Below are 21312 nucleotides of genomic sequence, written 5' to 3' on the forward strand. Positions count from 1 at the left end.
GCGAGTGCATTATACCAGAACGCCCGGACGGGCTCTACCGCAGCCCCGAGAGCGCAAGAATCGCGGCGTCACCCAGACCGCGCGCCGGACCCAGGCCCACCGCATCCCCTGTGCGAACGCGCAGCAGGCCGTATCCGGCGCTGGTGATAAGGTACCAGAACAGGATCTCCTGGGGGACCCGGGCTAAGCCCAGGTAGAGACCAACGCCCATGGCGGTTGACACCGCCACGGCGAACACCCACCCACCCAACTCCCGGGCCGCGGCGAATACCGCGCCGCGCAGCCAGGCCTCGACCGCGATCCCGCCCAGCATATACCCCAGGATGCCGATGAGCCACCCGCCCGCGGGAACTCCGACCGGCACCACAAACCCGTACTGCGCGTAGGCCGCCCGTATCGCCCAAACAAGAAGGCCCGTGGCCCCCAGCGAGACGGCTGCCGAGGCCCAGATTCCCCGGCGATTCAGCAGGTGGCCCCGCCCCACCAGCATGGAGGCCAGCAGCACGCCCAAGGCCACCAGAGGACCTGGCCCATCACCACCGGGAGAGAGCAGGCGCCCCAGAACCCAAGGCACCGCGGGGATGGCCATGGCTGCAACCAATCTCCATGCAGCGGCCGGCCGCCGGCGCAGGACCGCGACGCCCTCCGGCGCCGCGGCCAGCACCCACACCGCGACGGCCAGTGGCGCCACCATCCAGCCCCATGATACGTACGGCGTCGCCGGACCGCCAACAGGAAGCGATGCCACCAGCACGCCCGCGGTATCGAGAGGCAGCGAGCGCAGAACGGTGCCATCCGGACCGATGAGCATCGAGGAGCCGGTGTTCGCGGCGCGCGCCACGCTGCGGCCGGTTTCAACAGCCCGAACGACCGCGTGGGCAGAGTGTTGAGCAGGTCCTGCGCCCCGCCCGAACCACCCGTCGTTGGTGAGCACCGTGATCAGGTCGGCGCCGCCCGCAACCGTGGACCTAACCATGAAAGGGAACGCCGACTCGTAGCAGATCACTAAGCCGATCGTCCCCTCCGGCGTCCGCACCGGCTGCGCATCAACGCCCGGGACCACACCGGCCTCGCCAAAGGGGACGAGCCGCTGCTTGGCGTAGGTGCCCAGCGGCTCTCCCTCGGGGTCCAGCACAACCGCCCCGTTGCGCGGGCCCCGGAGGGTTGCGCCGGCCACCACCAGTGCCCCGGCTGCACCTTGTGCCATGGCCGCCCTCAGCTCGGGGACCTCGCCGAGATCGGTGGGCACCGCGGTCTCGGGATAGACGATGATCTCCGCACCGGCAGACCTCGCCTCGCCGGTCTGGCGCACCAGCCCGGCGACGAGCCACGCAACATCCGAGGGACTTCCCCTCTGCAGCGGGGACACATTGGGCTGTACTACCGCAACGGTACGGTGCTCGGCGTGCCGTGCTCCTTCCCGAACCGCTCCAACGGAGACCGCGGCGGATGCAAGCGCAGCAGCCACCACGAGCGCCACCGCGGCCATCGCCTTGCCCGATCCGCGGTCAATCCGGCGCTGCGAGAGCGCAACCGCCACGGCGGCGTTCACCAGGGCGATCAGCCCTGAGATCCCGTAGACCCCGACCACCGAAGCCAGCCCCAGCACGACCGGCGTCCGGTACTGGGTCAGACCGAGCAGGCCCCAGGGAAACCCGAGCGGCCCGACCGAACGGACCAGCTCGACCGCCACCCAGGTGAGCGGCGCCGCCCACAGCAGCGCGGCAGGCCTTCCGCGGACGAGGAAAGAGGTACCGGCTGCGAAGCCACCCAGGTACAATGCAAGGGCGGCCGTGAGCAGTCCCCAGGCCGGCAGTCCAAAGACCCTGATCCACTCCAGCAGAAGGCCGAACCCGAGCAGCCCTGCCAGAAGACCGTACCGGAAGGATTGCGTGGGAGAAAGGTCGCGGATGGCCAGCAGAAGCGGTACAAGCGCGATCCAGGCCAGCCAGCCGAGGTCCGGACCAGGGAAAGCCAGGGCAAACAGCAGCCCGCTGGTTAGGGCACCACCGATCCGGAGACGCCTGCCGGGTGCCCTCACGCCTCCCGGCCGTGACACTTCTTGAACTTCTTCCCGCTCCCGCACCAGCAGGGATCGTTCCGTCCGACCTTGGGCTGGCCGGCGCCGCCGGCTCCGGACTTGCCGCCGTGGACACCCGGCTCACGCGCCGGCATGACTGGACGCGCGACCGCGCGCTCCTGTGGGACTACCTCCAGGCGGAAGAGCATCCTAACGGCTTCCTCTTGGATGGCCTGGAGCGTGGATTGAAACAGATCATAGCCTTCCCGCTGGTACTCGATCAGGGGACTCGCCTGCGCATAGGCGCGCAGGCCGATTCCCTCACGCAGGGCGTCCATGTTGTGCAGGTGATCTATCCACTTGCGGTCCAAGGTCTGGAGGAGCACCAGCCGCTCGATTTCGCGGAGCGTAGCGGCGCCGATCTCGGATTCGCGGCGCTCGTATGCCTCCAAGGCCGCGTCGGCCACGCGGTCGGCCACCTCGTCGGAGCGCAGCCCGCGTAGCGATTCGAACTGCAGGCCGGTCAGGGACGGGATGATCTGGCCTATCTCCGCGCGGAGACCCTCAAGGTCCCAGTCCTCGGGGTGGACATCCTTGACGCAGATCGCCTCAACCTGTGTCTCGACGAGGCGGGTGATCATGTCGAGCACGTTCTCGCGGATGTTGCTGCCTGCGAGCACCTTGCGCCGCTCGGCGTAGATCACTCTACGCTGGACGTTCATGACGTCGTCGTACTCGAGCACGTGCTTGCGCATGTCGAAGTGGTACTGCTCGACCTTCTTCTGGGCCGACTCGATCTGCCGGGAGATCAGGTTGTGCTCAATTGGGGTGTCCTCGTCCAACCCCAGGCGATCCATCAGGCCTGCGATGCGCTCCCCGGCGAAGATGCGCATGAGCTCGTCGTCCAGCCCGATGTAGAACCGGCTGGACCCCGGGTCACCCTGGCGGCCGGAGCGCCCGCGAAGCTGGTTGTCAATACGGCGCGCCTCGTGGCGTTCGGTCCCGAGGACATGGAGACCGCCCAGCGCACAAACGCGCTCGGCCTCGACGGGATCCGGCGGATTCCCGCCCAGGACTATGTCCACCCCGCGGCCGGCCATGTTGGTCGCGATCGTCACCGCGCCTACGCTGCCCGCCTGCGCGATAATCTCCGCCTCGCGTTCGTGTTGCTTGGCGTTGAGCACCTCGTGGCGGATCCCCCGGCGGCGCAGTAGCTCCGAGAGATGCTCGTTCCTCTCGATCGAGCGCGTGCCGACCAGGACCGGCCGGCCCTGGCCGTGCCACCCGGCTATCTCCTCGACCACCGCTTTCCACTTGCCCTTCTCCGTCTTGTAGATCATGTCCGGGTGATCTGCGCGGACCATCGGCCGGTGCGTGGGGACCATGACCACCGGCAGGTTGTAGATCTTGGACAGCTCCTCTTCCTCGGTCTTAGCGGTACCGGTCATGCCCGCCAGCTTCTCGTACATGCGGAAGTAGTTCTGAAACGTGATCGTGGCCAGGGTCTGGCTCTCACGCTCCACCCTGACACCTTCCTTGGCCTCGATGGCCTGGTGCAACCCGTCGGAGTAGCGCCGGCCGAACATCAGGCGGCCGGTGAACTCGTCCACTATAATAACCTGACCGTCCTTCACCACGTACTCCACGTCACGCTTGTAGACGGCGTGCGCCCGAAGTCCCTGGTGCAGCTGGTGCATGAGGTCACCGTGCTCGGGGTCGGAGAGGTCATCAATCCCCAGCAGCCGCTCGGCGTGGGCCACGCCCTCGTCGGTCAGAATCGCGTTCTTCAGCTTCTCGTCCACGGTGTAGTCCGCGTCGCGCTGCAGCCGGGGCACGACGCGGGCGAAGCGCTGGTAGCGCTCGACCCCTCCCTCAACCACTCCCGAGATGATCAGGGGGGTGCGGGCCTCGTCAATCAGGATGAAGTCCACCTCGTCCACGATGGCGTAGTGGAGTGCACGCAGCACCAGGTCCTCCTCACGCAGGACCATGTTGTCGCGGAGGTAGTCGAAGCCAAACTCGTTGTTGGTGCCGTAGGTGATGTCCGCCGCGTAGGCCTCGCGCCGGCTGACCGGACGGAAGTGATTCAGGCGATCGTCATGGTGCGCCTTGGGATCGTTGTAGGCAGGATCGTACAGCCCGGAGAACTCGTGCCCTATAGCCGCTACCGAGAACCCGAGGAGATGGTAGATCGGCCCCATCCATCCCGCGTCGCGCCGGCTCAGGTAGTCGTTCACCGTGACCAGGTGTGCGCCGCGACCCGTAAGTGCGTTGAGAACCATCGGAAGAGTCGCCACCAGCGTCTTGCCCTCGCCGGTCTTCATCTCGGCGATTCTGCCTCGGTGGAGCACCGCCCCGCCGATCAGCTGCGCGTCGAAGTGTCGCTGGCCTATGGTGCGCTGGCTGGCCACCCGCACGGCGGCAAACACCGGGGGCAGCAGCTCGTCCAGGGCGGCCGCCTGGACCGCCTTGCGCTCGTCACCCTCCAGGCCCTCGATCGCCCCGGTAACCCCATCGCGCCAGATGGCGACGCGATCCCTCAGGGCCTCGTCGTTCAACTGCTGGAACTCCGGCTCCAGGCTGTTGATCTCCTCGACGGTGGGGCGCAGCCGCGCCACCTCGCGCTCGCTCGGATCGCCCAGGAGCCGGCCTAATAACCCTCGCATAACACACCTCGCAGGCCGGAGTAGGGGAGCGCGCCTGAGCTCTAGCGGTGGGCGGCCAACCAGGAAATGGGACGGTTCACCGCGGACAGCACCGCGCGCACGACCGCCTCACGGGGATCGTCGCGCACGACCGACGCGCCCGCCAGGATCTCGTGATCGGTCCCTGCCAGGGTGACGGTGACCACAGCCACCTCTTGCTCAGCCACCGGTAGCACCGCCGCGCCCTCGAAGACCAGCATCCCCTGAGCCCTCAGGAAGACCTCGACCGCACGCAACGTCGCCTGCGCCACGAGGCCCAAGCGGTGCCGGGAGACGTTGGGCCCTGCCGCGGTCCCCTCGTAGAGCATCCCGCGGTCCTCAAGGTGCACCCTAATCTCCGCGCAGTCCCGAATAATGCTCTGCGAGAGACCCACGAACTTGAGCCGCGCCTGGGGTACCGCCGAGGTGTTCTCCTCCGGCCGCATCGCCGCAACCCGGACCTGGCGAGGTTCCAGTGAAGCACCCATCTCGGCCGCCAGAGCGGAGACGACGTCCAGCGCGATCAGCTTGGGGCTGCGGTCCGCCTGCCCCAGAACGTGGATCACGTCAATCTGGCCCTCAGGCGTCGGCACTACCCTCGCCGCCACGACCCCCCGGAGGCGGCGTATGATCTCCTCTGCCTGATCCGCTTCGGTACGACCGAGTTCACGGGCCACTGGGCACCTCCGGCGTCCGGCTGGTCAGGAACGAGCCGCGGCTAAGCTTCGGGCTCAATCAACCCGTAGTCGCCGTCGCGGCGCTTGTACAACACGTTGATGTCCTGCGTCCCGGCGTGACGGAAGACGAAGAACAAGTGCCCCAACAGCTCCATCTGGAGCACGGCCTCATCGGGCGTCATCGGCTTCATCGCGAACCTCTTGACACGCACGATCTGTGGTTCCGCGGGAACTTCCGTTCCCTGGGCCTCCAGCACCGACTCCGCGGATTTCTGAGCTCGGCGCCGCCGGCGCGACTCGTCAAGTCTCCGCTTCTCGGTGATCCGGCTGCGATACTTCTCGATCTGCCTCTCTAACTTGTCCACGGCGCGGTCAATCGAGGTGTACATGTCTTCGGTGGTTTCCTCGGCGCGAAGCACCAGCCCGTCGCACCACACCGTCACCTCGACCACCTGCGCGCGCCCCCTGGTCCTGTCGCGGGCTACGCTCAGCACTACCTGCGCATCCTGGACTCGATCGAAGTACCGCGGCAGCTTCGCGAGCTTCTGCTCGGCATACGCCCGCAGCGCGTCCGTCACGGCGATGTGCTTCCCCTGGACGCGAACCGGCATCTCCCCGGTCCGCTTGCGCTCAGCCATGACTCGCCTCCTGTCGGGTTTCCTAGGAATACCCGATGCTTCTTCGGCGGCTCCGCACCCTCCTCCCGTACGCTCCCACTAGCGGAACAGAGGAGCAAATACCAGGGCAACCACCGTCATCAACTTAATCAGGATGTTCAAGGCCGGCCCCGCGGTGTCCTTGAACGGGTCCCCCACCGTGTCGCCTATGACGGCGGCCTTGTGCGGATCACTCCCCTTGCCGCCGTGGTGCCCGGCCTCGATGTGCTTCTTCGCATTGTCCCATGCCCCACCCGAGTTGGCCAGGTAGAGCGCAAGCGGCACCCCGGTCACGATGGCGCCCCCCAGCAGCCCGCCGAGGGCTTCCTTGCTCAGGAGCACACCCACGGCGATCGGGATCAGGACCGCCAGCAGCCCAGGGATAACCATCTCCCTGAGCGCGCCTTGGGTGGCGATGTCCACGCATCGGGCATAGTCAGGCCTTGCCTCCCCCTCCATCAGTCCCTTGATGCTGCGGAACTGCCGGCGGACTTCGCCGACCATCGTCTGTGCGGTTCGGCCCACCGCCCGCATCGCCAGCGCCGCAAACAGGAACGGGACTGCGCCGCCGAGGAGAAGGCCGGCGAGCACCTCGGGGCTCATCAAGTCAATCGTCTGAATGCCCACCGCCTGGCGGTAGAAGAAGAACAGTACCAGCGCCGTAAGCGCGGCGGAACCGATGGCGAACCCCTTGGCTATGGCTGCGGTCGTGTTCCCCGCCGCGTCCAGTGAGTCGGCCACCTGCCGCACCTCGGGTCCCAGGTGGCTCATCTCGGCGATACCCGCGGCGTTGTCGGCAATGGGCCCGTACGCGTCCACGGACACCGTCATGCCGGTTATCGATAGCATGCCGACTGCCGCCAGCGCTATGCCGTAAAAACCCGCAAGATGGAAGGCGAAAATGGTGGAAAGCGCGATCACCACCAGCGGCAGCACCGTGCTCAGCATTCCCTGCGCGGTGCCCTCGATGATCAGCGGGGCCGGACCGGACACGGCTGAAGCGGCCAGGTTCCTGACCTCGCGGCCCGAGGTGTAGTACTCCGCCACCTGCCCTATCACGACGCCGGACGCCAGCCCCATGGCAACCGCCCAGAAGTAGCTCAGATCCCCCAGCGTCGCCCGCACGACCAAGAAGGCGGCACCGACCATGACCGCGGCGCTGGCCAGCATCCCGCGGCGCAGCGCCCGCTGCGGATCGGCCCCACGCACGAAGAACGTCCCGACGATCGAGGCCGCGATGCCCGCGCAGGCCAGCAACACCGCGGTCAGGGCCCCAGGCTCCTTCAGCTGCACGAACCCAATTGCAATGGCCGCGATTACGGTGCCCACGTAGGACTCGAACAGGTCCGCGCCCATGCCGGCCACGTCCCCGACGTTGTCGCCCACCGCGTCCGCGATAACCGCGGGGTTGCGCGGATCGTCCTCCGGGATGCCTACCTCTACCTTGCCGACCAGGTCCGCTCCCACGTCGGCGCCCTTGGTGTAGATGCCGCCGCCCACGCGCGCGAACAGCGCAACGGACGACGCACCGAGCGAGAAACCGATAACTTGGTTGGCATCGCGGAAGAGCAGGTAGAGAACGCCTACCCCCAGCAATCCCAGCCCCACTACCGTCATCCCCATCACGGCGCCGCCGGGGAACGCCACCGCAACCGCAGGGGCCAAGCCTGACCGCGCCGCCTGGGCGGTGCGCGTGTTCGCCAGGGTAGCCACGCGCATGCCGAAGTACCCGGCGGACACCGAGCACCCTGCGCCCAGGAGGAATGCCACCGCGGTCCGAAGCGCAATCCCCGGCACCAGGCCCGATGCCAGAACAGCGAACAGCACAGCCACGAAGAGCGCAATGGCCCGGTACTCCCGCGCCAAGAATGCCATCGCCCCGTCGCGAATAGCACCGGAGATGGCCTGCATCTCGGGCGTGCCGGGATCGTGTGCCCTCACCCGGTGCGCCAAAACCGCGGCGTAGATCAGCGCCACAACCCCTGCTATCGGCCCCCACCACAGTAGCTCCATCACTGCCTCCCCCAACCAGCGGGTTTCTGTGTGCAACCCGAAGTCCTAACCGCCGTCAATCCCCGCCACCATGAAGAGCCCGGCGAAGGTGCGGACCGCGTACCGATCGGTCATGCCGGCCACGAAGTCGCAGGCGGCCCTGTGAGGGGATTCCGCGGATCCATTGCCCATCGGATCGCCGGGGATCTCTCCAGGATGAGCCGTGAAGTAGTCGAACAGGAGGCGGAGCATGCGCCGGCCCCGTACGGCCTCCATCCTGGATGGAGCGCTGTGGTAAACCCTTTCCGCCAGGAAGTCCTTGAGCCCGTTCAGGGCCTCGCGCATCGGAGCAGACAGGTCAACCGCATCGGTGCTGGATGCCACCGCCACGACGTCATGAACGATCGCGTCCAGCCAACGCGCACGAGGCTCGCCCAGGACCGCGGTGATCTCACGCGGTATGTCGGCCTCCCGTATCATCCCTGCCCGGATAGCGTCGTCGGTGTCGTGGTGCAGATAGGCCAAGCGGTCGGCCGCCCGGACGAGCCGGCCCTCCTGCGTGGCTGGTCCCTCCGCGCCTTCTCCCACGGCCTCCAGGTCACGGAGACCTTTGGAGTGGCAGGCGATCCCGTCCCGAACCTCCCAGGTCAGGTTCAGCCCGGCCACGGTGGCGCCGTCGGCCCGGTTGCGGTACTCGAGGCGGTCCACGACGCGCAGGCTCTGCTGGTCGTGACGAAACCCACCCCACGGCGCCATCGCCTCGTTCAGGGCCGCCTCACCGGCATGACCGAACGGAGGGTGGCCCAGGTCGTGCGCCAGCGCGATCGCCTCGGTCAGGTCCTCGTTGAGGCGCAGGACCCGGGCAATCGTTCGCGCAATCTGCGCCACCTCCAGCGTGTGCGTGAGCCGCGTGCGGTAGTGATCGCCCTCAGGCGCCAGGAACACCTGGGTCTTGTGCATGAGGCGGCGAAAGGCCTTGGCGTGCACGATCCGATCGCGGTCGCGCTGGAAGGCGGTCCGCAGCGGGTCATCGGGCTCGGGCTCGGCCCTCCCGCGCGACTCCGCCGCGCGGGAGGCGCGCGGCTGCAAGGCCGCGGCCTCCCACCTCTCGGTCTCTTCGCGCCCGCGCACGTTTCTAGACGTCCCTTGCCGCCTGCATGCGATCCCGCAGGGCGGCCCGGGCTGCGGCCAGCCTGGCCACGGGCACACGGTACGGCGAGCAGCTCACGTAGTTGAGCCCCAATGCGTGGCAGAACTCGATCGACTCGGGATCCCCACCATGCTCGCCGCAGATTCCGATCTCCAGCCCAGGGTTCTTGGCGCGCCCGCCTGCCACGGCCATCTTCATCGCCTCGCCCACACCGGCGCGGTCAATCGTCTGGAACGGGTTCTTCGGCAGAATTCCCTTCTCCACGAACTGCAGCAGGAACTTGCCCTCGGCGTCGTCACGGGAAATGCCGAAGATGGTCTGCGTGAGGTCGTTCGTGCCGAACGAGAAGAACTCGGCGTGCTGCGCGATCTCGCCGGCCACGAAACAGGCCCGCGGCAGCTCGATCATCGTCCCGAACTTGTAGACAACCTTGACGCCCTCGCGCTCAAACACGTCGCGAACCACCTCCAACAGCTCGCGGTGCGTCTCGCGCAACTCGTTGACGTGACTGACCAGCGGGATCATTATCTCCGGTACCGCGACAACACCACGCTTGGTCACGCGGCAGGCCGCCTCCATGATCGCCCTGACCTGCATCGCGATGATCGCCGGATAGGTTAGCCCCAACCGGATCCCGCGCAGCCCCAGCATCGGGTTGGCCTCTCGCATCGCGTTCACGGCCTGGAGCTGCGTCTCCTTGCGGCGCAGCGCGGCGCGCATCGTGCCCAGCGAGGGCTGGCCCTTCATGGGCCGCCACCGGCGAACGCCCTCCAGGGCCTCGATCCGAGCGCGCAACGCGCTCGTCTCTTCCAGCAGCGAGTCGTGCGATGGTAGGAACTCGTGCAGCGGAGGGTCAATGAGCCGCACGATCACCGGCAGGCCGTCCATTGCCCGGAACAGCCCCTCGAAGTCCCGACGCTGCAGCTTCAGGAGCGTGGACAGCGCGGCTTTGTACAGGCGGGCCGCCTGGGAAGCCCGTAGTGCCCGCTCTGCCGCCTTAACGTCGGCCTTGAGCTTCTTGTCCTCGGGCCGGTCGGCCGCCGCCCGCTCCGCGGCCCGGTGCCTGTCCAGAAGCGCCTGGGCCTCCCCGGCGTTCAGGATCATCTGGCGCACGGTAGGCAGGCGGTCCTCCTCGAAGAACATGTGCTCTGTCCGGCATAGCCCGATTCCCTCCGCGCCAAAGCCGCGGGCGCGAACCGCGTCGCGCGGGTAGTCGGCGTTCGCCCAGACGCCCAGGCGGCGGGCCTCATCCGCCCAGGACAGCAGCTCAATGAGCTCGGCTTGATCTTCAAGCCGGGGCTCTATGGTCGGCAGCTCCCCTGAGAACACCTCGCCGGTGCCGCCGTCAATCGAGACGTGCTCGCCCTGGCGGATCTTCCTTCCGTCCACCGAGAGATGGCGGGCCTCGACGTCAACTCGGAGCGCATCGCAGCCTGCCACGCACGGCAGGCCGAGCCCGCGCGCGACCACCGCCGCATGGCTAGTGGCGCCGCCGCGGCTCGTCAGGATCCCCTTGGCGCTGAGCATCCCGTGCACATCGTCAGGGTTGGTCTCGGGCCTGATCAGGATAACGGGCCTGCCGGACTTCCCCCACTCCTCGGCGGTGTCCGCATCGAAAACCGCCATGCCCACGGCCGCGCCTGGAGAGGCGTTCAGGCCGCGTGCAAGGAGCCGGCCGCTTGCCGCCGCTGCCTCTTTGGCGCGCGGATCGAACCGAGGATGGAGCAGCATGTCAATCTGGCCGGGCTCAACGCGCAGCAGCGCCTCCTCTTTTGAGATGAGCCCCTCCCCCGCCATCTCCACGGCGATCTTAACCGCGGCCTGCGCCGTCCGCTTGCCGCTCCGCGTCTGCAGTATCCACAGGCGGCCGCGCTCGATCGTAAATTCCAAGTCTTGCACTTCCCTGTAGTGCCGCTCGAGCATCTCGCAGACGCCCAGGAACTCCTCGTAGGCCTTCGGAAGATCCTTGGCCAGTTCTGCAATCGGCTTGGGGTTGCGTATGCCTGCGACCACGTCCTCGCCCTGCGCGTTTATCAGGTACTCGCCGAACACGCCGCGCTCGCCGGTTGCCGGGTTGCGGGTGAACGCCACGCCGGTCCCGGAGTCTAACCCCATGTTGCCAAAAACCATGACCTGCACGTTCACGGCGGTGCCCAAGTCGTGGGCGATCCCGTGGAAGTTGCGGTAGTCAACAGCCCGCTTGCCCTGCCAGGAGTTGAACACCGCCAGGATCGCCATCCGGAGTTGCTCGCGCGGGTTCTGCGGGAACTCGGTGCCCCGCTCGGTCTTGATCAGGCGACGGAAATCGTCGGCGATTCCGCGGAGGTCGTCCGCACCCAGGTCGGTGTCCTCAACTACCCGCCTGCGCGCCTTGACGCGCTGGATGATGTGCTCAAACTTCTCCCCGGGGATGCCCAGGACGGTCTTCCCAAACATCTGGATCAACCGGCGGTAGGCATCGCGGACGAAGCGCTCGTTACCCGTCTGTTGGACCAAACCCTCGAGGGTTCGGTCGTTCAGGCCCAGGTTGAGTACCGTGTCCATCATCCCGGGCATGCTGAAGACCGCGCCCGACCGCACCGAAACCAGCAGCGGGTTGGCGGAATCTCCGAAGCGTTTGCCCACCTTCTCCTCGATGGCGCGCATCCGCGCCCACACCTCGTCCAGCAACCCGGCAGGAATCTTCCGCCCCGTCCGCATGTACTGCACGCAGGCCTTCGTGTTGATGGTGAATCCGGGGGGCACCGGCAGGCCCACGCGGCACATCTCGGCCAGCCCGGCCCCCTTGCCGCCCAACAACTCGCGCATCGAAGCGTCGCCTTCCTCGAAGAGCTGCGTCCACCGCAACTCGGCGGCCGCGGCCTTTCTTGCTGCTGCCATCTACTCTCACTCCCTTCTAGATCACGAGCACACTGAAGTCGGCGATCCTCTTGAAACTGCCGGACACCATTTCCAACAGGGCCAGGCGGTTCTCGCGGAGCACCGGATCGGGCGCGTTCACGAGCACCTTGTCGAAGAAACCGTCTATTGAGTCTGCCATGGCCGCGATCTCCTCCAGGGCCAGCGAGTAGTGCCTGGAGTCCGCGGCCTCCGTCAACCTGGGATGGGCCCGGCACCACGCACGGTGGAGCTCGATCTCCGCCGGCTCCGCGAGCAGCTCCTCCCGGAACTCCCTCGGAACCCCCGTGCCCGCTTGAATCAGGATGCGGTGAACCCTCAGGTAGCCCGTCGCAAGAAGCGACATCGCGGGTAGCGAGCGGAACTCGTGCAGAGAGCGCGCGCGGGCGACGAGATCGGGAACGTCATCGGCACCCACCGCGGCCACCGCGTTGATCGTATCGTAGGCGATGCCATCGTCGACCAGCATGCCCTGGAGCCGCTGTCGCACGATTCTTAGGCAGGTTTCCACGGCTTGGGCGCGGGCCTCATCCGGCGCGTTGAACATCAGGGCGGCCTGGTCGAACAACTGTCGAAGGGAGATCGTCAGGCCCCCTTCCCGGAGGACGGCCGTAACCCCGGCCGCGGCCCGACGGAGGCCGTGGGGATCCTGGGATCCGCTGGGTTCAAGTCCGGCCAGTACGGCGCCGGCCAGCAGCACTGCGCGGTCGGCCACCGACAGCAGCGCCCCTGGTATGCTGCGCGGCAGGTCCGCGCCGGCGCCCCTGGGGCCGTAGTGCTCCAGAACGGCAGCTGCGACTCCTGCGGTCTCGCCTCTCTCCTTCGCGTAGATGCCTCCGATCGTACCCTGTAGCTCCGGAAACTCCCTCACAAGGGACGTTGTCAGATCGGCCTTGCACAGCTCCGCGGCCCGATCCAACGTGTGGCGGTCCTGCTCCGAGATGCCGGCGGCACCGGCCAGCCATCCGGCCAGGCGGCGCACCCGCGCCACATGGTCGGCCATCGTCCCCAGCCCCGTGATGTGGGCGATGCGGACCAGTGCCTCGTTCCATTGCTCGAAGCCACCCCGGCGGTCTTCCTCCAGAAAGAACCGTGCGTCCTGGAGCCGGGCCCGCACCACCCACTCGTGGCCGGTGCGCACCGTGTCCAGGTGGGAACTCCCACCGTCCCGAACCGTGACGAACGCGGGCATCAGGGCGCCCGAGCCATCCACGATGCCGAAACACTTCTGATGGTGCTGCAGCGTCACCAGGACCACGACGGGCGGCAGCGCCGCGACAAGTGCCGGATCAAACGTCCCAAGCACCGGGGTGGGGTGCTCGGTGGACCACACCAGCTCATCGAGGAGCGCCGGGTCAAGCACCGGCCGGCCGCCCATGGCGCCGGCCAGCGCGGTGGCGCCGCCGGCTATGCGGGCGCGCCGCTCCTCCTGGGACAGCACAACGTACGCCTGCCTCGCGGTGTCTTCGTAGGCAGCCGCCTCCCGGACGGTGAGTGGGCCAGGTGTCAGGAAACGGTGCCCGGCGGTGCGCCGCCCTGCCCGGATGCCGGCGATCTCCAGCGGGATAACCCGTCCATCCAGCAGGGCAACAACCCACCTAATGGGGCGGCCGAAGCGGAAACCGTGCGCCGCCCACCGCATCGTCTTGGGGAACGAGAGGCCCGCCACCAGGCGCGGCAACAGCTCGCCGAGAACATCCGTTGCCTGGCGCCCCGCCTCCCGCACCTCGGCAACCACGTACCGGCCGCCTTGGACCTCTAGCACCCGTAAGGACTCCACCGGAACTCCCTGGGACCGTGCAAATCCCAGTGCCGCATGCGTGGGCTGCCCCGCCGCATCGTAGGCGACCCTGGCCGCGGGACCGCGCACCTGGGCGACCAAGTCGCGCTGCAAGGTACCTAGTCCGTCTGCAATCAGCACGAGTCGGCGCAGCGTGCCGGTGGTATGCACACGTTCGGCGTCCAGCCGCGCGTCCGCCAGCGCGGTCGTCGCGTCGCGCTGCAACTGCTCCAGCGCAGGGCGCACCGCTGCCGGTGGAAGCTCCTCGGTCCCGATCTCCAGGAGCAGCCGATCTGAGGAAGACCGCGCTACGGCGGATCGCCTACTCACCGTTCGGCTCCTTCGTGTCTGCCGCCGTGATCTGCCGCAGATAGACGGACGCGCATGCCCGGGCCAGCGCGCGCGTCCGGCTCATCAGCTCGACGCGCTGGGCCACCCCAACCGCGCCCCGGGCGTCGAGCAGGTTGAAAAGATGGGAGCACTTGAGCACCGCATCGTAAGCCGGCAGGACCAACGGGATATCGAGCAGACGGCGGGCGTCGGCCTCATGCGCCTCGAACAGGGCACGCAGCATTGTGGCATCCCCGTGCTCAAATCCGTAGGCCGAGTGCTGCCGCTCCTCCTCGCGGCGGAGCGACCCATAGGTCACGCCGGGAGCCCAGGTCAGATCGAATACCGACGCCTTGCGCTGCAGGAACATGGCCAGCCGTTCCAGGCCGTAGGTCAACTCGACCGAGATGAGATCCAGATCGAGCCCTCCCATCTGCTGGAAGTAGGTGAACTGGGTGATCTCCTGACCGTCCAGGAACACCTGCCAGCCCACACCCCACGCGCCCAGCGTGGGAGCTTCCCAGTCGTCTTCGAGGAAGCGGACGTCGTGATGGTCCAGCCGCAGGCCCAGCCGCTCCAGGCTGGCCAGGTAGAGCGCCTGCACCCGATCGGGCGCGGGCTTGAGAATCACCTGGTACTGGTAGTGCTTGTACAACCGGTTGGGGTTCTCGCCGTAGCGTCCGTCCACAGGTCGCCGGCTGGGCTGAACATACGCCACGCGCCAGGGCTGGGGCCCCAGGGTGCGGAGGAACGTGGCCGGATGTAGCGTGCCGGCGCCCACCTCGACGTCGTACGCTTCCTCCAACACGCAGCCCTCCCGCGCCCAGAACCGGTCCAGAGCGAGGGTCATCTCCTGGAAGTTGAGTGCCTGCGTGCGCTTTGCCATTGGCATGCACAAGAAGAGAGCCCCGTCTCAGGGACGGAGGCTCCGCGGTTCCACCCTGATTCCCTGGGCGGCCTGATACCCCGAGCCGCACCTGTTCGCACCGTCGTACAGATGCGGCTGCGTGGAATACTTCGCTATTCTATCAATCGCACTGGATCGGGTCAACGCGCCTAGCCGATACCCAGCGGCTCCTCGTCGCGGGAGCACCGGCGAATTGAGGGAACCGGGAGGGCCGAAACCACCGCGGCGGCGGCGAACGCCACCAACCCCGCAACCGCCCACGACATCGGCAGCTCGATCACGTCCGACTCCGTCTTGAGGCGCACAACGGAAGCCGCCCCGGGCTGGACCACGCCGCGGGCTTCGGCAAGGGCAGCGCCCAGGTCTATGATTGCCTTCCGCGCCCGGTCGAGATCAATGTCCATGCGGGTACCTCCTCTCTACTCAACCGCTCAACCACGCTGACTATACCACAGAGAGCGCTCGAACGACCGCGGGAGATCGCAATCGGGTCTCCCAACACGCCTCCGCGTAGCCAAATAGCAGCCCGGCCACAGCGGACCGCACCACGGAGGGGGGCACCAGGCGGCGGACCGCAGACGGCTGCGCATCGAGCAGGAACCGCAGAAGGGCCAGCGCAGCTGCCCCTACCGGGATCGCGCGGGGATCCGCGGATCCGCAGGCGGCGTGCACGCACCCACCCAGCACATTGCTCCAGGCGGCGGCGCCGCGTACACGCTGGCCGCAGGCCGGGCAGCGACTCACCGTGGGACGGTGGCCTGTGAGTGCGAGCAGCCTGGCGGCAAACCACAAACCGGCGCACTCGTGGCCGCCTCCCAGCAGGGTCAGGGCGTCGCGCAGCAGCCCGTAGACGTCGGGGTGCGGGTGCCTCTCCGCCAGGGCGCGGTCCGCCATCTCAAGCACCACGGCTGCGTAGCCCATGCGTTCGAGATCGTTCCGGAGAGCGGCATGGGCATCGAGCACCTCCACCTGGGAGACCACGTCGAGCGTACGGCCTTCTGCCACCAGCGCGCGAAACCGCGTCGGAGGCTCCAGGCGGCCGCCCAGCCGGCTGCGGGGACGCCGCGCGCCCCTGGCCACGAGCACAAGCTTGCCCCGGTCCCGGGAAAGAACCGTAACGAGCCGGTCCGCCTCCCCCAGGTTGCGACGGCGCAGGACGACGGCCTCTATCTTGTAAAGCCCCATTCCTTAGAAGCTCTTCACAAGTAGCATCACGGTCAGTAGGACGAGCAGCACCGTTGTCGTACCGGCTATGAGGTTGGCGCCACGGCTGTTCACCCGGCTCCCCATGAGGCGCCGGTCGTTGACAAGGCGCAGGATGATCACGAGCACCGCCGGCAAGAGGATGCCGTTGAGCGCCTGCGACGCAACCATTACCGGAACGAGGGGCAGCCCCGGCCACAGGACGACGAGCGCGCTGCCGGCCAGCACCGCGAGAAACAGGCCGTAGAATATGGGCGCCTGCGAAAAGGAACGGTCCAGACCGGCCTCCCAACCGAAGGCCTCGCACACCGCGTAGGCGGTGGACAAGGGGATGATCGCAACCGAGAAAATGGCGGCGTTGAGCAGACCCAAGGCAAACAGGAGGGAAGCATACTCCCCGGCCAGCGGGGCCAGGGCACGCGCCGCGTCCTCGGCCCGCTCCACCTGGATGCCATGAGGGAAGAGCGTGGCAGCGGTGGCGACGATGATCGAGCCCGCGACCAGCGCGGTGATGAGCGCTCCCAGCGTCACGTCCACGCGCTCCAGACGAAGGTCGTCCGCGGTCAAACCCTTGTCCACCACCGATGACTGGTGGTAGAACTGCATCCACGGCGCTATGGTCGTACCTATCAACGCGACCAGCAGGAACACGTATTCGGGCCCGGGCCGCCAGGTGGGCACCACCGCGGAGCGCAATGCCGTGCCCCAATCCGGACGGGCCAGCACGGCTGAGACGACATACAGCACGTACATAGCGGACGCGCCCAGGAAGATGCGTTCAACCAGCCGGTAGCCCCCGCGCAACACCAGAACGGCCACTGCCACCGTCACGATCGGAACGCCCACCATGCGCGGCAGCCGGAAGATCTCCAGGCTACCGGCCACGCCCGCGAAGTTCCCGATCGTATTGGCCACGTTGGCCAGCAACAGCGCGCCCATGATCGCGGCGGCCGCCCGGATCCCGAACTGCTCGCGTATGAGGTCGGCCAGTCCCATGCCGGTCACCGCGCCCATGCGCGCCACCATCTCCTGGATGACGATCAGGGCGATCAAGGCGACCGGAAGGGACCAGAGCAGGGCGTAGCCAAAATGGGCGCCGGCGGTCGAGTACGTGGCGATGCCGTTGGCATCGTTGTCCACGGCCGCGGTGATTATCCCGGGGCCCGCCACCGTGAGGAACAGCGCGAGGCCCATCCAGCGGCGTCTGAGCCAGGGCAAGCCCGCCTACCTCCGCCGCAGTCTGCGGAGACGTTCCAAGCGTCGCGGCATTCGCCCGCCCAGGCGCTCGGCCAGGAGATCCATGACGTCGTCCACCAGAACGGTGCCTAGGAGGCGGTCCTCGGCGTCCAGCACCGGTACGGCCAGGAGATCGTACTTTATCAGCAACGCCGCGGCCGCCTCATCGCTCTCGTCCGAGCGCACCGCTATCACCTCGGGAGAGACGATCTCGATCACAGGGGTCTGCGGGTCAGCGATGAGCAGCCCCCTCAGCGAGAGAACACCCGCCAGCTTTCCGGCGGCGTCAACCACGTACATGTAGTAGATCGACTCGGCGTCAGGGGCCATCTCGCGGAGGTGAGCAATCGCCTGGCCCGCGGAGAAGGAGTCCGGTATGGCGATGAAGTTGGGCGTCATGCGCCCACCAGACGATGTCGGCGGGTAGGCGAGCAGCCGGGTGACCTCGGCGCCGGCTTCGGGCTCCATACGGACTATCAGGTCTGAGGCGGTCTCCGCGGGAAGCTCCGCCAGCGCGTCCGCGGCCTCGTCGGGCTCCATCTCCTCCAGGATATCCGAAGCCCGCTCCGCCGGCAGCGACCGCAGGATGTTGGCCTGTACCTCGGGCTCGGCCTCCTCCAGCACCTCGGCCGCATCCTCCTGGCTCAGGGCCGACATGACCTCCATGCGCTCTTCCCGATCCATCTCGGTCAGCAGCTCTGCCAGATCGGCCGGGTGGATTGCCTCCAACCGCTCCCTAGAGATGCGCAGCTTCAGGGGTGTGACCGGTCCGCCCAGCGCGGCCACGACGGTCCACGGCAAGACGTGGTCGGCGAGCGGGCGTCCAAGTCTACGCAGCATGGACCGTACTGCGCCCTCTGCGCCCAGGCGGCGTAGAAGACCGCTCAGCCCTACGTCCACGCCGGTCAGGTGAAGCTCGCCGTCGCCTGGGGAGAGAAACAGGTCGTTGACCTTCACGATCCGCAGGCCGTGGGTGTCCACCACCTGCTTGTCCAGCAGGGCTTCCCTCAGGGGAATCTCGTCGGGCTGCAGGGGGCGCGGGCTGAGGGCGGCCCGTGCGGTGGCGAGCGTGATCGTGGGTTCCAGTGTGCGGACCGCGCTCCAGGGAATCAGCGCGACGCGAGGACGATCTGCGTCAAGCAGTAGGCCGACGATGCGCGGACGTGTCGGATGGACCTCCGCGGCCAGGTCTGCCAGACGCCCCAGCACGAAGCCGTCGGCATCCTGCACCCGCCTGCCCAGCAACCGGCTGAAGGGTATGGATGTGACATGCAAGGGGAGGCTCCTGCGTTGCTTCGTTTGCGCTCATGGAACACCCCACTCAGCCTTTGACTAAATATACGGGCAGCCGTAGAGGATCGTCAAGGAAGGGCGGCCGCGACTCACAACGCGGACCGTCCGGCTAGTGTGGTTTGAGGTGGGAGGAATCGAAGGGAAGACTCAGTAGGTCGTCCAGGCGGAAGGCCCGGGGTGCGCCTCTGGGCCCGGCCACGATAACCTCCCGGATCCCAAACTCGTGCATCACCTGCCGGCAGGCACCGCAGGGCATGGCAGAGGGGGAGTCCGTGACGACGGCCACCGCGCGCATCCGGCGGTGCCCCTCGGCGACGGCGCGGTGGATCGCGACGCGCTCGGCGCACAGTGACAGTCCGTACGACGCGTTCTCCACGTTGCACCCCGAGATCACCGCTCCGGACGCGGTCAGTACCGAGGCCCCCACGGTGTAGCGCGAGTAGGGCGAGTAGGCGCGCCGGCGGGCCGCCCGCGCGGCGCGCACCAGCATCTCGAGTGCGGATCCCGACGTCCGCCGTGAGCCAGCGTCGGAGCGCGACCGCTTCAATCGGGACCGCCCGGCGGCAACTGGCTGACCTCGGCCTGGGGCGGCTCCACAATGCCCGCAGAGATGACGAGCTTCAGAGCGTCCTCCACGCTCATCTCCAGGGGCGTGACCTGGCTCTCGGGCACCAGGCAGAGGAAACCCGTCGTGGGGTTCGGGGTGGTGACCACGAAGACATTGATCACCCTCTCCGCGGTCTTCTGCTGCACTTCGCCTCGCGTCTCGCCCGTGACGAACCCCACGGTGTAGAGGCCCTGCCGCGGCCATTCCACCAGCACGGCCTGCTTGAACGCACCTCGTTTCTGCTGGAGGAGAACACCACTGATCTGCTTGGTGGCCGAGTAAACGATCCTGGCCAGCGGTATGCGCATCATCAACCCATCGAACACCCGCACCACGCGGCCCCCGATGATGTTGCTGGCCAGTGCGCCCGTCGCGAGGATCAGCAGGATCCCGGCCACCAGGCCCAGCCCCGGGATTCGAGTCCCAACCATGTAAGTGAAGATCGGACCCAGCAGGTTGTCGAGGAAGCGAAAGAGAGCCAGCAGGACAAACACGGTGACGCCCACCGGCAGAATCACCAGAAGTCCCGCAACCAGGTGCCTCCGAAAGTGGTGTCGCATCAGTCGTCGGGCTCCGCCCGGGATCCGGCCTTGGTGATCTTCACCTTCTCAATGCGCAGGCCGTCGATACACTCCACCGTGAGCTCGACCCCTTCGTAGGCGACCCGGTCGCCGAGCGCCGGCATGTGGCCCAACCGGCTGTACAAGAACCCGCCGACCGAGTCCACCTCGCCGACCGGCAGCGTAAGCCCCAGAGCCTCGTTCACCTCCTCGATGTGCACCCGCCCGTCGACCAGCGCCTCCCGCTCGTTGACGATCTTGATCGGTGCCTCCTCGGAATCGTACTCGTCCTGGATCGGGCCTACGATCTCCTCCAGGAGATCTTCGATCGTCACGAGGCCTGCTGTGCCGCCGTACTCGTCCACGGCAACGGCCATGTGCATCTTCTTGCGCCGCATCTCCCGGAACAGCTCGTCGACTCGATTGGTCTCATGAACCAGGTAGGCGGGGCGCATGAAGTCTCGCACCTTGCCGACCAGGCGTCCCTCGCGGAATCCCAACAACAGCTCCTTCACGTGCACCAGGCCGACGATGTTGTCGAAGTTGTCGTCGTAAACAGGGATGCGCGAATGTCCGTGCTCCCGGACGATGGACAGCAACTCGTCAACCGGCGCGTCGGCTTCAATGCTCACCATGTCTACCCGCGGAACCATGACCTCGCGTACCACCGTGTCGCCGAAGGAGATGATCGAGTGAATCATCTCCCGCTCCTCTTGCTCCAGGACCCCCTGCTCCTCGCCGATCTGCACGAGCATCTGAATTTCTTCAGACGTCACCAGAGAGGCGTCGGGGTGCACGCGGCCGCCAAACAGCCTGGACAGCAGATTCGTAACGAAAGAGATGAGGAGGATCAAGGGCGCCAGCAGCACCGATAGCCACGTGACGGGACGGGCCGTGGCGAGTGCAACCCCGTCGGCGTGCTGCGCCGCGATGGACTTGGAGACGATCTCCACAAGCAGGATGAGGAAGGTCGAGAACACGAAGGCCGCCAGTGATCCGTACTCCGCCCCCAACAGCCCAATGAACGCCGTGGTCGCTACGACGATCAGACCGGTGTTCACGACGTTATTGCTGATCAGCAGGGCCGACAGGATGCGGGCCGGGCGCTTGATCAGGCTGAGCGCGGTGCGGGCAGCGCGGTTACCCTTCTCCTCAAGATTCCGGAGCCTCAGGCGGTTGGCGGCGAACAGCGCCGTCTCCGCACCCCAGAAGAACGCCAGGAGCAGCAATAGGAATCCAACAAGGGCCAGCGTACCCGCATAACTTGACGCGTCCAAGGAGAGTTTTGCCTGCCTTCTTGGCCTGGCGACAGCCCAATC

The 21312-nt window shown here is 67.2% G+C and carries 16 protein-coding genes; all 16 read right to left on the reverse strand.

What is annotated here, in order from left to right; translation table 11 throughout:
• Positions 1 to 34 precede the first annotated feature (34 nt).
• Positions 35 to 2041, reverse strand: a complete 2007-nt coding sequence (gene lnt / locus RDU83_06780) for an apolipoprotein N-acyltransferase (GenBank protein ID MDQ7840717.1) — start codon at positions 2039 to 2041, stop codon at positions 35 to 37.
• On the reverse strand, positions 2038 to 4686 hold the full coding sequence (gene secA, locus RDU83_06785) for a preprotein translocase subunit SecA (GenBank protein MDQ7840718.1): 2649 nt from the start codon (positions 4684 to 4686) through the stop codon (positions 2038 to 2040). Before secA ends, lnt begins: the two co-directional genes overlap by 4 nt.
• A gap of 41 nt (positions 4687 to 4727) precedes the next feature.
• Positions 4728 to 5381 carry a hypothetical protein gene (locus RDU83_06790; protein MDQ7840719.1) on the reverse strand — a complete coding sequence of 218 codons (654 nt, stop codon included), beginning with the start codon at positions 5379 to 5381 and terminating at the stop codon, positions 4728 to 4730.
• Between the two features lie 41 nt (positions 5382 to 5422).
• The gene (gene raiA / locus RDU83_06795; GenBank protein MDQ7840720.1) at positions 5423 to 6019 is read right to left on the reverse strand and encodes a ribosome-associated translation inhibitor RaiA; all 597 of its coding nucleotides are present in this window, start codon (positions 6017 to 6019) and stop codon (positions 5423 to 5425) included.
• 78 nt (positions 6020 to 6097) lie between these two features.
• Complete coding sequence (locus RDU83_06800) at positions 6098 to 8050, reverse strand: sodium-translocating pyrophosphatase (GenBank protein MDQ7840721.1); 1953 nt, start codon at positions 8048 to 8050, stop codon at positions 6098 to 6100.
• A gap of 45 nt (positions 8051 to 8095) precedes the next feature.
• On the reverse strand, positions 8096 to 9160 hold the full coding sequence (locus RDU83_06805; protein MDQ7840722.1) for a deoxyguanosinetriphosphate triphosphohydrolase: 1065 nt from the start codon (positions 9158 to 9160) through the stop codon (positions 8096 to 8098).
• Between the two features lie 4 nt (positions 9161 to 9164).
• Positions 9165 to 12059, reverse strand: a complete 2895-nt coding sequence (gene ppdK / locus RDU83_06810; GenBank protein MDQ7840723.1) for a pyruvate, phosphate dikinase — start codon at positions 12057 to 12059, stop codon at positions 9165 to 9167.
• Between the two features lie 16 nt (positions 12060 to 12075).
• Entirely contained in the window at positions 12076 to 14187 is a 2112-nt protein-coding gene (gene glyS, locus RDU83_06815) for a glycine--tRNA ligase subunit beta (GenBank protein MDQ7840724.1), read from the reverse strand.
• Entirely contained in the window at positions 14180 to 15073 is an 894-nt protein-coding gene (locus tag RDU83_06820; protein MDQ7840725.1) for a glycine--tRNA ligase subunit alpha, read from the reverse strand. The genes glyS and RDU83_06820 overlap by 8 nt, the downstream gene beginning before the upstream one ends.
• A 170-nt stretch (positions 15074 to 15243) precedes the next feature.
• Entirely contained in the window at positions 15244 to 15498 is a 255-nt protein-coding gene (locus RDU83_06825; protein ID MDQ7840726.1) for a hypothetical protein, read from the reverse strand.
• A 40-nt stretch (positions 15499 to 15538) separates the two neighbouring features.
• Complete coding sequence (gene recO / locus RDU83_06830) at positions 15539 to 16279, reverse strand: DNA repair protein RecO (protein ID MDQ7840727.1); 741 nt, start codon at positions 16277 to 16279, stop codon at positions 15539 to 15541.
• Between the two features lie 3 nt (positions 16280 to 16282).
• Positions 16283 to 17515 (reverse strand): divalent metal cation transporter, encoded by a 1233-nt coding sequence (locus RDU83_06835; protein MDQ7840728.1) that lies wholly within the window; start codon positions 17513 to 17515, stop codon positions 16283 to 16285.
• Positions 17516 to 17521: 6 nt separating this feature from the next.
• Positions 17522 to 18808 carry a CBS domain-containing protein gene (locus RDU83_06840; GenBank protein ID MDQ7840729.1) on the reverse strand — a complete coding sequence of 429 codons (1287 nt, stop codon included), beginning with the start codon at positions 18806 to 18808 and terminating at the stop codon, positions 17522 to 17524.
• Positions 18809 to 18935: 127 nt separating this feature from the next.
• A complete protein-coding gene (locus tag RDU83_06845) occupies positions 18936 to 19373 on the reverse strand; it encodes a cytidine deaminase (GenBank protein ID MDQ7840730.1) in 438 nt (145 codons plus the stop codon).
• Positions 19370 to 19993, reverse strand: a complete 624-nt coding sequence (locus tag RDU83_06850) for a DUF502 domain-containing protein (protein ID MDQ7840731.1) — start codon at positions 19991 to 19993, stop codon at positions 19370 to 19372. The genes RDU83_06845 and RDU83_06850 overlap by 4 nt, the downstream gene beginning before the upstream one ends.
• The gene (locus RDU83_06855; GenBank protein MDQ7840732.1) at positions 19993 to 21270 is read right to left on the reverse strand and encodes a hemolysin family protein; all 1278 of its coding nucleotides are present in this window, start codon (positions 21268 to 21270) and stop codon (positions 19993 to 19995) included. The genes RDU83_06850 and RDU83_06855 overlap by 1 nt, the downstream gene beginning before the upstream one ends.
• Positions 21271 to 21312: the final 42 nt, after the last annotated feature.

The organism is bacterium (assembly GCA_031082185.1).
Classification (GTDB): domain Bacteria; phylum Sysuimicrobiota; class Sysuimicrobiia; order Sysuimicrobiales; family Humicultoraceae; genus VGFA01.

Excerpts from the sequence above, each read along its gene's own strand:
- secA (MDQ7840718.1), bottom strand. The coding sequence starts at position 4,686 with ATGCGAGGGTTATTAGGCCGGCTCCTGGGCGATCCGAGCGAGCGCGAG.
- recO (MDQ7840727.1), bottom strand. The coding sequence starts at position 16,279 with ATGGGGCTTTACAAGATAGAGGCCGTCGTCCTGCGCCGTCGCAACCTG.
- raiA (MDQ7840720.1), bottom strand. The coding sequence starts at position 6,019 with ATGGCTGAGCGCAAGCGGACCGGGGAGATGCCGGTTCGCGTCCAGGGG.
- RDU83_06820 (MDQ7840725.1), bottom strand. The coding sequence starts at position 15,073 with ATGGCAAAGCGCACGCAGGCACTCAACTTCCAGGAGATGACCCTCGCT.
- ppdK (MDQ7840723.1), bottom strand. The coding sequence starts at position 12,059 with ATGGCAGCAGCAAGAAAGGCCGCGGCCGCCGAGTTGCGGTGGACGCAG.
- RDU83_06800 (MDQ7840721.1), bottom strand. The coding sequence starts at position 8,050 with ATGGAGCTACTGTGGTGGGGGCCGATAGCAGGGGTTGTGGCGCTGATC.
- RDU83_06825 (MDQ7840726.1), bottom strand. The coding sequence starts at position 15,498 with ATGGACATTGATCTCGACCGGGCGCGGAAGGCAATCATAGACCTGGGC.
- RDU83_06850 (MDQ7840731.1), bottom strand. The coding sequence starts at position 19,993 with ATGCGACACCACTTTCGGAGGCACCTGGTTGCGGGACTTCTGGTGATT.